At 53.0% G+C, this 13,310-nt stretch carries 11 protein-coding genes; 9 read left to right on the forward strand and 2 right to left on the reverse strand.

The genetic code is table 11. The annotated features are described in order from the left end of the window. Positions 1-19 precede the first annotated feature (19 nt). From NFU03_RS00585 to NFU03_RS00615, 7 genes are all read left to right on the forward strand, one after another. On the forward strand, positions 20-1,510 hold the full coding sequence (locus NFU03_RS00585) for a UDP-N-acetylmuramoyl-L-alanyl-D-glutamate--2,6-diaminopimelate ligase (protein ID WP_251635192.1): 1,491 nt from the start codon (positions 20-22) through the stop codon (positions 1,508-1,510). 32 nt (positions 1,511-1,542) lie between these two features. Beyond that, positions 1,543-3,117, forward strand: coding sequence for a peptide chain release factor 3 (locus NFU03_RS00590; RefSeq protein WP_251635194.1), 1,575 nt, complete (start codon positions 1,543-1,545; stop codon positions 3,115-3,117). A gap of 138 nt (positions 3,118-3,255) precedes the next feature. Further along, positions 3,256-6,345 carry an efflux RND transporter permease subunit gene (locus NFU03_RS00595; protein ID WP_251635196.1) on the forward strand — a complete coding sequence of 1,030 codons (3,090 nt, stop codon included), beginning with the start codon at positions 3,256-3,258 and terminating at the stop codon, positions 6,343-6,345. A 472-nt stretch (positions 6,346-6,817) separates the two neighbouring features. Then, positions 6,818-7,570 carry a TerC family protein gene (locus NFU03_RS00600; RefSeq protein WP_251635198.1) on the forward strand — a complete coding sequence of 251 codons (753 nt, stop codon included), beginning with the start codon at positions 6,818-6,820 and terminating at the stop codon, positions 7,568-7,570. 182 nt (positions 7,571-7,752) lie between these two features. After that, complete coding sequence (locus tag NFU03_RS00605) at positions 7,753-9,102, forward strand: TrkH family potassium uptake protein (RefSeq protein ID WP_251635200.1); 1,350 nt, start codon at positions 7,753-7,755, stop codon at positions 9,100-9,102. 234 nt (positions 9,103-9,336) lie between these two features. Beyond that, positions 9,337-10,770 (forward strand): ATP-binding protein, encoded by a 1,434-nt coding sequence (locus tag NFU03_RS00610; protein WP_251635202.1) that lies wholly within the window; start codon positions 9,337-9,339, stop codon positions 10,768-10,770. 91 nt (positions 10,771-10,861) lie between these two features. Beyond that, the gene (locus NFU03_RS00615; RefSeq protein WP_251635204.1) at positions 10,862-11,314 is read left to right on the forward strand and encodes a MarR family winged helix-turn-helix transcriptional regulator; all 453 of its coding nucleotides are present in this window, start codon (positions 10,862-10,864) and stop codon (positions 11,312-11,314) included. Between the two features lie 58 nt (positions 11,315-11,372). Here NFU03_RS00615 and NFU03_RS00620 read toward each other — a convergent pair whose 3' ends face one another. Together NFU03_RS00620 and NFU03_RS00625 are read right to left on the reverse strand one after the other, a co-directional pair. After that, positions 11,373-12,110, reverse strand: a complete 738-nt coding sequence (locus NFU03_RS00620; RefSeq protein ID WP_251635206.1) for a hypothetical protein — start codon at positions 12,108-12,110, stop codon at positions 11,373-11,375. Positions 12,111-12,163: 53 nt separating this feature from the next. Next, positions 12,164-12,370 carry a YkvS family protein gene (locus NFU03_RS00625; protein ID WP_251635208.1) on the reverse strand — a complete coding sequence of 69 codons (207 nt, stop codon included), beginning with the start codon at positions 12,368-12,370 and terminating at the stop codon, positions 12,164-12,166. Between the two features lie 202 nt (positions 12,371-12,572). Between NFU03_RS00625 and NFU03_RS00630 the strand changes: the two genes are divergently transcribed. Together NFU03_RS00630 and NFU03_RS00635 are read left to right on the forward strand one after the other, a co-directional pair. Beyond that, positions 12,573-12,749 carry an aspartyl-phosphate phosphatase Spo0E family protein gene (locus NFU03_RS00630; protein ID WP_251635209.1) on the forward strand — a complete coding sequence of 59 codons (177 nt, stop codon included), beginning with the start codon at positions 12,573-12,575 and terminating at the stop codon, positions 12,747-12,749. A gap of 298 nt (positions 12,750-13,047) precedes the next feature. Next, positions 13,048-13,310, forward strand: a 263-nt coding sequence (locus NFU03_RS00635; RefSeq protein WP_251635211.1) for a hypothetical protein, incomplete at its 3' end; no start/stop codon positions are given.

Here is a 13,310-nt window from a genome sequence, read left to right on the forward strand (position 1 = left end):
GATGGAACGGAGGAGTCAAATGAATACAGCACATTTATTGGAAGTTTTGCCGGTGACTGCGATTACCGGAGCACTTCCTGAACAAGTTACCGATCTCACTACGGATTCACGGGCCATCCATGCAGGCGGGATGTTTGTCTGCATCGAAGGTCATACTGTGGACGGCCACAATTACGCCAGGCAGGCTGCCGAAGCAGGAGCGCGCGTCATCATCGCCTCCCGGCCGGTTGACGTGGATACGGAGAAGACAGCGGTCGTCCAAGTTGACAGCACGGCACGGGCGATCGGCGTCCTCGCGGCACGCTGGTATGGGTATCCGTCGAAGAAGATGAAGATGATCGGCGTGACCGGAACGAACGGCAAGACGAGCGTCAGCAACATCATCAATGGCATCCTCATGGGGGCGGGCGAACGGTCTGCCGTCTCCGGAACGATCGGCTTCAATCTGGATGGCGTGCTGTACGAAACCGAGAATACGACCGCCGATGTGCTGACGACCCAGCAGATGATCGCGCAGGCTGCGGAGGAAGAATGCGATACGATGACGATGGAAGTGTCGAGCCACGGCCTGATCGAAGGGCGGCTGGCTGGGACGGAATTCGATATCGCCGTCTTCACGAACCTGACGCACGATCACCTCGACTTCCATGGGACGATGGAGAACTATGGCAATGCGAAAGGACTGCTGTTCGCCCAGCTCGGCCAGGATTTGACACAGCCGAAATTCGCTGTTGTCAACGCTGACGATCCGTGGCATGCCAAGATGGCGGAGATGACAGCGTACCCTGTCCTGACGTTCGGCATCCATTCGAACGCCATGTTCAGAGCAGCGGACATCGATCTGCGGACGGATGGCACGTCCTTCACGCTACGATGCCCGGAAGGTGAGTTCCCTGTCGAAATGCGGATGATCGGCGAGTTCAGCGTCTCGAATGCACTCGCAGCCATCACGGCGCTCTATGCGAAAGGCCTGGCGATCCCTGATATCCTCGGACCGCTCGAGTTCCTCGCACCGATCAAAGGGCGGATGGAACGGGTGGAGACCGATCTGCCGCTGACGATCTACGTCGATTACGCCCATTCCGCGGACGCGATCGAAAAGGCGATCGATGCTGTGCTTCCGTATAAGAAGGATGATCAGCAGCTGATCTTCGTCATCGGGACGGGCGGCAACCGGGACCGGAAGAAACGTCCGATCATGGCGCAGAAAGCGTCGAAAGCGGATTATGTCATCCTGACGACGGACGACCCGCGGGACGAATCGTATGAGTCCATCACCGGCGAACTTGCTGCCGGTATGACGCATGACAACTATGCATGCATCGGAGACCGCGAAAAAGCGGTCCGGCATGCGATCGAAACGGCGCGTGTCGGGGATATCATCATCTTCGCAGGAAAGGGCCACGAAGACTATCAGATCATCGGCTCGACGAAGTATCCGCATTCGGATGCAGTGATCGCGCTCGAGGAAGCAGAAAAAAAGTTCGGCAAAGGGTTGATCGGCAACTGATCCCCGTGCTTATAGAATGAGGAGTCTACATTATGAAGAATGCAATCCAAGATGAAATCGCGTCACGCAGGACGTTCGCGATCATTTCCCACCCGGATGCCGGGAAAACGACAATGACGGAAAAACTGCTCTACTTCGGCGGCGCGATCCGCGACGCGGGAACTGTAAAAGGGAAGAAGTCCGGCAAATATGCCACTTCCGACTGGATGGAAATCGAAAAGCAGCGGGGGATTTCGGTGACGTCCTCCGTCCTGCAATTCGACTATGACGGCAAGCGGGTCAATATCCTCGACACGCCGGGACACGAAGACTTCAGTGAAGATACGTACCGTACGCTGATGGCGGTTGACGCCGCCGTGATGATGGTCGATTCCGCGAAAGGGATCGAACCACAGACCATCAAGCTGTTCAAAGTGTGCCGCATGCGTGGAATCCCGATTTTTACGTTCATGAACAAGATGGACCGGCAGGGGAAAGAGCCGCTCGAGCTGATGGAAGAACTTGAAGAAGTGCTCGGCATCGAGTCGTACGCCATGAACTGGCCGATCGGCATGGGGAAGGAATTCATAGGCATCTACGACCGCTACAATCACCGCATTGAGCAGGCGCGTACGGAAGGCGAAGGGAAATACCTCGAACTGAACGACGACGGGGAACTTGCAGCGCCGCACGCGATGACGGAAACTTCCTATTACAAACAAGCAGTGGAAGATGTGCTGCTGCTCGACGAAGCCGGCAATGATTTCGATGAGAGCCGGATTGCGAAGGGTGAACTGACGCCGGTGTTCTTCGGCAGCGCACTGACGAATTTCGGTGTGCAGACATTCCTTGAGACGTTTCTGAAGTTCGCGCCGTCGCCGCAGCCGCGCCTGACGGAAAATGATGAATACGTCGACCCGATGAACGACGAGTTCTCCGGGTTCATCTTCAAGATCCAGGCCAACATGAACCCTGCCCACCGCGACCGTATCGCGTTCGTCCGGATCGTGTCGGGATCGTTCGACCGGGGGATGTCCGTGACGATCCCGCGTATCGGCAAAACAGTCAAGCTGTCGCAGACGACACAGTTCCTGGCGGATGACCGCGAAACGGTGAACGAGGCGGTAGCCGGCGACATCATCGGCCTGTACGACACGGGGAACTACCAGATCGGCGACACGGTCGTCGGCGGCAAGTCGATGTACCAGTTCGAGGCGCTGCCGCAGTTCAACCCGGAACTGTTCGTCCGTGTGACCGCGAAGAATGTCATGAAGTCGAAACACTTCCATAAAGGGATCCTGCAGCTCGTGCAGGAAGGGGCGATCCAGTACTACAAGACGCTTCACACGGAAGAAGTGCTGCTCGGCGCTGTCGGTCAGCTGCAGTTCGAAGTGTTCGAACACCGAATGAAGAACGAATACAACGTGGAAGTGCATATGGAGCATATCGGCAACAAAGTGGCCCGCTGGATCGAGAACGAATCGGACGTCAAGGAATCGATGACCGGACCGCGCTCCATGCTCGTCAAGGACCGTTTCGACAACCTCGTATTCCTGTTCGAGAACGACTTCGCGATGCGCTGGTTCAATGACAAATTCCCTGATATCCGTCTCTACAGTCTCCTGTAAATCGATAATCGCGAAAACCCGTTACATACTTGTGTACGGGTTTTCTTTTTTCGGGAAAATCGTGAACGTTCTGATTGAACTCGTACGCTGCATTGCATATGATGAAAGTATTGTATTTCTGAAAAAGGGGACCCGTACATGAAAATAAGCGATTTTTCGATCAAACGACCGGTGTTTACGATCGTCACGATGTTTCTCATCATCATCCTCGGAGCTGTTTCATTCTTCAAGATTCCTGTCACCCTCATCCCGGATCTCAACCCGCCTGTTGCAGTCGTCGTCGCGAACTATGGCGGCGCCTCGCCGACCGAGGTCAGTGAGAAGCTCACCAAGCCTCTGGAAGAGAGCCTTTCGACCTCTCCCGGTCTGAAATCCCTGCAGTCCACGTCGCAGGAAGGGGCGACCCTCATCTTCATGATGTTCGACTGGTCCGCAAGTATCGATGATGTCCAGCTCGATATCCTCCAGCGGATCGACCAGGTCCCTGTCCCGGAAGGCGCGGACAAGCCGCGCTTCATGAAATTCGATCCGTCCCAGTTCCCGGTCATCCAGCTGTCGCTGAAAACGGCGAAGGATGATGTCGATATCCGGAAGATCGCGGAAGAGCTTGAGACCGAGCTCCGTCAGACGGAAGGTGTGGCGAGCGTCAGTGTCTCAGGTAAACTAGTGGAAGAAATCCAGATCAAGCTCGACGAAGCCAAACTGGAGAAGAACGGTCTGACGCAGGCCGACGTCGTCCAGGCGGTCCAGGCGTCGAACGTCACGATGCCGGGTGAACCGGTGAGTGCTTCGGGCGGCAAACAGCTGACGACACGGATTGTCAGCACGCTCGCAAATGCGCAAGATGTCGGAAATGTCATTATCGGGCCGAATCCGCTGACGGGCAAGCGCATGTATGTCAAAGACGTCGCAGCCGTCAGCCGTGGGGAAGCCGCCAACGATACGATAACGCGAGCGAACGACCAGCAGGCCGTTCTGCTCTCCGTGCTCCAGGAGTCGGGTGCGAACACAGCGCAAGTCTCCAAATCGTTCAAGCAGTCACTCGACCGCCTGCTCGATGAAAAGCAGTTCAAAGACGTCAATGCTGATATCCTGTTTGACCAGGGGGATTACGTCCAGCTGGCCATCAACAACATCGGCCAGTCGCTCATCCTCGGAGGCATCTTCGCGATGATCGTCCTGTTCTTCTTCCTGAAAGGGGTCCGCAGTCCGATCATCATCGGAGTCGCGATTCCCTATTCGGTCATCGTGACGTTCGTACTCATGTTCTTCGCGGACTTCTCGCTGAACATCATGACGCTCGGTGCGCTCGCACTCGGCATCGGGATGCTCGTCGATAACGCGATCGTCGTCATCGAAAACATCGAGCGTCATCTGGCGATGGGGAAAGACCGCAGGACAGCGGCAAGCGAAGGGTCGAAGGAGATCGGCGGCGCGATCATCGCATCGACGCTGACGACTCTCGCGGTATTCGTGCCGGTCGTATTCATCAGCGGGCTGATCGGCCAGATCTTTACGCAGTTTGCGCTGACCATTTCGTTCAGCCTGTTCGCGTCCCTCGTCGTCGCACTGACGGTCGTTCCGATGATGGCGAGCCGGATGCTGCGCAAGCCGCGCCGCAATGTCGAGGCGCGCAGGAGACGGTCGCGTACATTGCGGACGTTCGAGAACTCTGTCAAATGGTCGCTCAGCCACCGGTTCCTTATTCTCATGCTGACCGCTGTCGTTCTCGCAGCAAGTGCGTTCGGCATGACAAAGGTCGGGACGGAATTCCTGCCGTCGACCGATGAAGGCTTCTTCAGCGTCAACGTCGAACTGCCGAATGGCTCGTCACTTGAGTCGACGAATGCGGCCGTGAAAAAAGTGGAAGACGTCCTGAAAAAACAGAAGGATGTCGATGTGTACGTCAGTCTCGTCGGCGGAACCCAGCAGTCGATGGCGCAGGGCGGCTCGAAGGCGGACACTGCTGAAATGTATGTGAAACTGAAACCGCTTGATAAGCGCGACCGTTCCGTCTTCGAGTTCATGGACGACGTGAAACCGAAAGTCGTCAAGTCGGTCGGGGATGCAGCGGATATCAGCTTCAGCGTGCAGGCGGCTGCGGGGTCAAGCCCGAATACGCTGTCGTTCTCGCTGGAAGACACAAACGAAGCACGTCTGATGAAAGCGACTGAGAAAGTCGATGAAAAGCTGAAAGGGCTCGACGGTATCACGGACGTCTCCAATAACTTGATGGACACGGTCGAGGAAGTCAAAGTGACCGTCGACCGGGAACTTGCTGCGAACTTCGGCCTCGCGCCGTACCAGGTCGCGCAAGTCATCACGGATGTCACGCGCGGTACGTTCGCCACGCAGATTGTCGATGAGAACGACGAAGTGCTGACCGTCAACGTCCAGTATGATAAGAAATTCTACGAAGACACCGGGGCCCTCCGGAAGATCAAGCTGCGCACACAGACCGGGCAGTATGTGAAACTCGGCCAAGTCGCGAAGATCGACATTGCGGAAGGACCGGTCGCCATCCAGCGTGTCGACCAGGCGCACTCCGTTTCGTATGATGTGAAATACGAAAACAGCCGCTCGCTCGGCCAAGTGACGAAAGAAGTTAATGAAGCGATCGACGGCCTTAATCTGCCGGATGACGTGAAAATGTCCTACAGCGGCGACCGTGAACTGTTCGAGAACGCAGCAAATGACATGCTCCTCGCGATCATCCTGGCTGTCGTCCTCGTCTACATCGTGATGGCTGCGCAATTCGAATCGTTCAAATATCCGTTCGTCATCATGTTCTCGGTGCCGCTCATGGTGATCGGTGTCGCCATCGGCCTGATTGTCACGAAGACGCCGATCAGTGTCACGGCGGTCATCGGTATCCTCGTGCTCGTCGGTATCGTCGTCAACAACGGCATTGTGCTCGTCGACTACATCAACCAGCAGAAGGAAAAAGGGATGCCGTCATACGAAGCGATCGTCATCTCGGTGAAGAACCGCGTGCGTCCGATCCTCATGACGGCACTCACGACCATCCTCGGCCTGCTGCCACTCGCACTTGGCATCGGTGAAGGCACGGAGATCAACCAGCCGATGGGGATCGCTGTCATCGGCGGTCTGATCAGCTCGACCTTCCTGACGCTGTATATCGTCCCGATCGTCTACAGTCTGTTCGATAAGAAGACGAGGCGGCGGGCGCGTCCGCAGCCCGATTACGAAGTGCCTGAAGACTTGTGATGAAAACCGTACAGCCTGCCAAGCCGGCATCCGCAGATTTCCTGCAGATGCCGGCTGTTTTTACGTGAAACGGGGACAGCCGTGAATAGAAACCGCAGAGCCGTCATACAGTAAGACGGACTGCAAAGGTTTGTGAAGCTCAGAGAATCGGCTGCTTTTTCAGTGCAGGTGTCACTCTATTATCGGCTGGGCAGCAACAGCGGATGGAAATAATCTGCAGTTGGGCAATTGGGGAGTTTACAGAACCGCCGAAGCTTAGTATAATGGAGAGAGAAATGACCCAACAACTGAATGTCTTTGACGTTTGTCAAAGGGGAGTAGCTATAGGGAAACCTATTTCATAGTCGTCAATACATGGTGTTTTAGCGCCATCGGTTATGATAGCTGGATTTTTCACAAATTCCGACTTAGCGAGACCTTTGCCTTTTATTAGGTGAGGGTTTTTTTGATGGAAAAAAAGGAGGAATTCATTGTGGAAACGATTTTACTGGAATACGCATGGGTGCTTGTTGTCCTCATCGTACTCGAAGGCCTGCTGGCTGCGGATAACGCTGTGGTCATGGCCGTCATGGTGAAGCATTTACCGAAAGTACAGCAGAAGAAAGCATTATTCTACGGGCTTCTCGGAGCATTCGTCTTCCGTTTCGCGGCGCTGTTCTTCATCACGTACCTCGTGAACTATTGGGAAATTCAGGCGCTCGGGGCGGTCTACCTGCTCTATATCTCCATAAAGAGTATATGGGATCAGAAACACCACAAAGAGGCGGATCCGACGAAGAAGAAACGCAAACAGTCCGGTTTCTGGATGACTGTATTGAAAGTCGAGCTTGCTGACATCGCTTTCGCTCTCGATTCCATGCTTGCAGCGGTGGCGCTTGCTGTTACACTTCCCGAACTCGGCGACTTCCATATCGGCGGCATCAACGGCGGCCAGTTCACTGTCATGATGATCGGCGGCATCATCGGTCTGGTCCTCATCCGTTTTGCAGCGCGCCAGTTCGTGACCTTGCTGGAGAAATATCCGTCACTTGAGACAGCGGCTTTCCTGATCGTAGGCTGGGTAGGTATCAAACTCGTTGTCATGACGCTTGCACATCCGAAAGTGCATATTCTGGCTGAATCCTTCCCGCATTCAGCAGCGTGGAAGCTCACGTTCTGGATCGTGCTGGCAGGTATTGCTGTCGGCGGTTACTTGACAGCTGTCGCTAGCAAGAAGAAAAAGTAAGCCATCGAGCAAAAAGAATAACGTCCACCGCTGTCAGGCAGACTGGCAGCGGTGGGCTTTTTCGTGTTCATCCGCTGTGGGCCATGGTTTCAGGCGAAGGGTAAGTGGCTGAGATTTCACTGACAGGGTAAATTCAAATGTGGTATGATAATGGCTCCCAGCAGGAAAGGATCGGATAGACAATGAGATTCAGCAGAGACAATTTCCGCCGCTTCACACCGGCTCAAATAATCGTATTTTATTACTTCCTGGCAATAGCGTTTTCTTTCCTGTTGCTGAACTTACCGGGCGTTTACAATGAGGGCGTGCATGTATCGTTCATTGACAGCCTGTTCACGGCGGTGAGCGCGGTCAGCGTTACGGGATTGACCCCGATCAGCATCGGCGGTACATATACGGTGTTCGGCCTGTGCATGGTCATGCTCGTCCTTCAGATCGGCGGCATCGGCATCATGTCGATCGGCACGTTCTTCTGGCTGCTCCTGAAAAAACGGATCGGCCTCCGCGAACGGCAGCTCATCATGGTGGACTCCAACCAGTATTCACTCGCAGGCGTCGTCCAGCTCATCAAGCAGATCGTCTGGCTTATCTTCCTGATCGAACTGATCGGCGGGATCATCCTGACGCTGTATATCATGCCGCTCTACGATACATTCTCGGAAGCGCTCCTGAACGGCATGTTCATGGCGGTCTCTGCGACGACGAACGCTGGTTTCGACATTACCGATGCTTCGCTGCTGCCATATTTCAATGATTATTTCATCCAGACCATCACGATGATCCTGATTGTCCTCGGCGCAATCGGTTTTCCGGTCCTTGTCGAAGTGAAGAGTTATTTCTCGAAAAAAGTGCCCCATTTCCGTTTCTCGCTGTTCACGAAGATCACGACGGCGACATTCGGCATTTTGCTCGCGGGCGGGGCGCTCATGATTTTCGTCCTCGAGTCGTTCCATTCGTTCAAGGGGATGCCATGGCATGAGCGGCTGTTTACATCGCTTTTCCACTCGGTATCCGCGCGTTCCGCAGGATTAACGACGTATGACATTACAAATTTCAGTGATGCGACCGACATCGTCATCAGTATCCTCATGTTCATCGGTGCTTCGCCGAGTTCGGTTGGCGGAGGGATCCGGACGACGACGTTCGCGATCGCCATCCTGTTCCTCATCAACTTTGCTAAAGGCAAGGACGTCGTGCACATCTTCCAGCGCCGGATCACCCTTATCGACATCTTCCGCTCGTATGCTGTCATTCTGCTTGCGGGCTTCATGGTCATTGTCTCGATGCTGATCCTGCTCATCACGGAGAAAGGGATTCCGGTCGTGCCGCTGCTGTTTGAGATTACGTCCGCGTTCGGTACGTGCGGCATGTCGCTCGGGATTACAGCCGACTTGTCAGTGCCCGGGAAAGTGATCATCATGGCACTCATGTTCATAGGCCGGGTCGGGCTCATCTCATTCCTCTTCACGCTCGGTGGAAAAGTTCACAAGACGTCCATCCGTTATCCGAAGGAACGGGTCATCATCGGGTGATCGGCTGGGCTGCCATGCGGCCCTGCCGCCGGGAACCGTCTAGTATAAAAGCACACGAAGCAACAAGTTATTTTAGAATTGTAAAAATATTTGTGCCCTTAGGCCTATATAAGGGTCAGATGAAATGTGGAATAATCTTTCATGTAGATAACATTCATTAGTAACAGTGAACATATATCACCGTCTGTTTGCATAGCCTATCTATATTCTCGGGGTGAAAGGATGTCGGGCCAAGTGGAAACTGCTTTTAAAAGTATGTCCCTGTTCGTCAAGGAAAATCGTAATCCATGCATCTTAGTGGAAAAAGACGGAACCATTGTCCTTGCAAATACATTATTCAAGAACAAGTTTTCGTTGCACGAGGATGATAACTTTCTGACACGGATCACCGTCAGGCAGAGCTTGCAGGATTGGTATGATATTCTGAAAAACTCTGAGGAGACGGAGGTCGTGCAGATGGACAACTTCGCCATCTCCATCCGCGACAACGTGGAATGCCTTTGCAAAGCGCACGTCTTCTACAGCAGAGACAAGCAGCAGGCGGTTGTGACGTTCATATTGCCCGCCTCTGAAGTCGACATCCCTTCATCGGTGTATGCAAGCTCGTTCGGGTGCGTTTCGAAGACCATCCTGCTTGTCAGCCGGGAAGGGCAGATCATGGACGTCAATCATAAGGTGACCAGTCTGTTCAATATGTCGCGTAAAGAACTCGTCGGCAGGCATGTCCAGACAATCTACCGGAAATTGAATACGTTGAAAGATGATGCGGAGCGGGTCTACGCCGATTATGTACGCAGACTGCAGACCTTCGGGGAAGCTATGTTGACGGGGCGTTTCGAAAAAGACCCGAACGATATAAAGTTTTTCGAAATCCGGTCTTCCTACAACATGGAGAGTGATATCTATGTCGTGGAAGTGAAGGATTGCACGGAAACGGAAATGCTGCGCAAACAGCTCGAACATTCCGGTTCGCTGTCGACGGTCGGACAGATGGCGGCGAGCATTGCTCATGAGATCCGTAATCCGATGACGACGCTTAAGGGATTCGTGCAGCTGATGGAAGTGACTGCCACGGGAGATACGGCGAAGTATCTGGAAGTGGTGGACAGCGAGCTGCAGCGTATGGAAGCCATTCTGAACGAAATGCTCATGCTGTCGAAACCGACCGAAGAGAAATACTCGGAGTTTTCACTCGGCGTGCTGATCACGAAAGTGCTCGAGATCATGAAGCCGAAAGCGATGTTCGAGTCAATCGAAATCGACTGGCAGGACAGCTCCTTCTGCAATTCGATGATCTATTCCAATGCGGATAAACTGAAACAAGTGCTTCTCAACTTGTTCAAGAATGCTTTCGAAGCGATGGGACCGGGCGGCGTCCTGACGCTGAAGCTGGAGAAAGGGCCTGGGGAACACTCATTCAGCCTTACTGTTACGGATACAGGGAAAGGCATGTCGGAGCTGCAAGTGAAAAACATGTTCATGCCTTTCTTCACGTCGAAACCGGAAGGCACGGGACTCGGACTGCCGTTCGTCCTCAAGACGATGGAGGACTTGGGCGGTTCAGTGGCCGTCACGAGCCAGCTCGAACTCGGCACGACATTCATGCTCGTTTTCCCTGTACATTGCATGCAGGACGTCCATGAGATCACCCACCTTCCGGCCAATTGACACCTCACCGCCATCCCAACTTTTGACGAAACGTCCGTTTGGGCACTATACTATGTATATCGACCAAAAGGGAAATTGCAGGTGAAGTGATGTGGAAAACGCGAATGAACGGGCACTGAAGTTATTTGTCGTCCTGTCCAGAGCGAGTAAAGTGCTGCACGAAGAAACGAATCGGCTCATTACGTCGGAAGGTCTGAACCCGACTGAATTCGCGGTGCTGGAATTGCTGTACCATAAAGGGAAGCAGCCTATCCAGAAAATCGGGGAAAAGATCCTCATGCGGAGCGGGTCGATGACCTACGTCATCAATAAGCTGGAAGACAGCGGCTATTTGCGCCGGGAGACCAACGCCCAGGATAAGCGTGTCACGTATGTGGCGATCACGGAATCCGGTGACAAACTGATGGCCTCCCTGTTCCCCGGACACGCGGATAACATAACCCGTCTGCTTTCGGTACTGACACCTGAGGAACAGGAGCAGGCTTCTGCACTGCTGCAGAAACTCGGAGTGTCCATACGGGATCTGTCTTCACAAAAAAACTGACCAGCCAATGTGGCCGATCAGTTTTTTTGGTTGTTCACTTGATTAATAACGTAAAAACTTATTTCGTCGAAACGATGGTTTCAGCCATTTTAAGGAAGTCATCGTAATACTTTTCGTTGTTATTATCGTAAATCATGACTTCCACGAGCATGCTGCCGCGTTCGAAGAGCATCGCTGTGACCGGACCTTCCGCTGCGAGCACGCGGTACGCTTTCAGTTTCTCGAGACCGCCGCTCTCCGGCAGATCGGAACCTTTGGTCAGTTCAGCAGGTGAGGCATCGGAGCTGGTTGCCGCAAGCTTTGTGTTCATGTTCTCCAGGGCTTTGTCATAATCAGCGTCCGCAGAATCGGACGTTGAGATGCTCATGAAGTATGAATCATCATCCTTTACGTATAATACATCGCGTCCCGGTTCTTCGCTTGTCAGTGTATAGCCGTCAAGGACCTGCATCTTGAAGTCTTGTTCATCGCTCGTCACTTCACTGCTGTCAGGAAGCTCAGCTGAAGTGTCATCCGCTTCTTGCCCGCTGTCTTCGCCTTCACTGTTTTCACCTTCGCCGGCAGAATCGGATCCATCCGTTTCAGTCCCTTCGGATGAGCTGTCATCCGTCGTTCCGCTATCGTCCGTTGTACCGCTGTCAGTGCCAGTGTCCGTTCCTTCAGTATCCGTATTCACCGTTTCGGAAGGATCTTCGACTCCGGCATTGTCTGTTTTTTCGTTATTGCTGTCTGTCCCGCATGCCGCCAGCAGAAGCGATGCGGACAGCGCTGTGTACATCAATTTTCGGTTAATCATCGGGTGGCCTCCTTTTTCTTCCTGTAATTTGACGATTCCCTCATTTAAAAGTTTCAATCTTCTTTTCGGTGGATAATCTTGTACCGTTTGTGATTGACCACTGTTTTTTCTTCAAGTCCGAGGTCATCGAAATTCTCCATGAACGTCAAGTTGACAATAACCGAGTTGTCGTTCACCTTTTCCACAATTCCCTGCAGGTCTTCACCGAATTCGATGATCGATCCTACAGTTGCAATGTTCGGGTTCTCCATCTCTTCCATACTCTCCAACTCCTTTTTCGTTGAGCGCTGTTGTGTACTATTCGTTTTAGATATACGTAAAGTATCATGAATTCATCGATTGTACAAATGTTAGAAGTTATGAAGACTTTTGTCGAAAGTTGTCTAAAATTTTAGATACCTTTTGTTTGGTGGCTATGGTAAACTACCTGAAGGTATGTAGTGACCCAATGGAGGTGTGCCAGTGAATAAGTTGGAGAGAAAGATCGAACAGACGCGCAAGGAACTCTTAACCACTGCACGGGAAAAAGGGCTTTCCTCCGCTGATACGATCCGGTTAAGCGTCGAATTGGACCATCTGCTTAACGCCTATGACATGGAAAAAGAAGTAACGCACACGATTTTGCGGTTACACGGATAAAGCCGATAAAAAAGAATTTGAAAAAATCGGCGTGTAAGAGGTTTAGAGTAGTGTGAGGCGGGCATACTATCATTGAACACAGCAACATTCTCATTTCCCCCTTTTGAGGACGGCTCTCTCCCAGGAGCCGTCTTTTTTTGTTTGCTGATAAATAGGAGGGATCGGACAGGCGCGGTCACTAGGGAGTGGTCTTAGTGCCCGGGGAAGTGCATCTGGGGCGATACCGGGCAGTAGGGAACGATCTTATTGCCAGGTGGTGTGCATTTTGGGTGATACCGGGCAGTAGGGAGGCCTCCTTGTGACCGCAAATGAATATATTCGTAAATCTCGGTCACTAGGGAACGTTTCTAGTGACCGAGAGCGTACGAAATGGACATGGCGGGGCGATAGGGAACTTTCCTATCACCCCGAAGTGATAAAAAAGCGTTCGGCCGGTAAGAAAGGAAGCGCGCTATTGCCCGAATCTCCGTGCGAGGCAGTCGTCTGGACAAAAGGCGCAGCGCAGCGGAGCCCACCATTCAATCTTGGTTTTGAACTGCGGAAGGGCGAAAAATGTCGCGA

Source organism: Sporosarcina sp. NCCP-2716 (assembly GCF_023707985.1).
GTDB lineage: Bacteria > Bacillota > Bacilli > Bacillales_A > Planococcaceae > Sporosarcina.

Coding starts and splice junctions, on each gene's coding strand:
- NFU03_RS00585 (WP_251635192.1), top strand. CDS start 20: ATGAATACAGCACATTTATTGGAAGTTTTGCCGGTGACTGCGATTACC.
- NFU03_RS00590 (WP_251635194.1), top strand. CDS start 1,543: ATGAAGAATGCAATCCAAGATGAAATCGCGTCACGCAGGACGTTCGCG.
- NFU03_RS00595 (WP_251635196.1), top strand. CDS start 3,256: ATGAAAATAAGCGATTTTTCGATCAAACGACCGGTGTTTACGATCGTC.
- NFU03_RS00605 (WP_251635200.1), top strand. CDS start 7,753: ATGAGATTCAGCAGAGACAATTTCCGCCGCTTCACACCGGCTCAAATA.
- NFU03_RS00620 (WP_251635206.1), bottom strand. CDS start 12,110: ATGATTAACCGAAAATTGATGTACACAGCGCTGTCCGCATCGCTTCTG.
- NFU03_RS00625 (WP_251635208.1), bottom strand. CDS start 12,370: ATGGAAGAGATGGAGAACCCGAACATTGCAACTGTAGGATCGATCATC.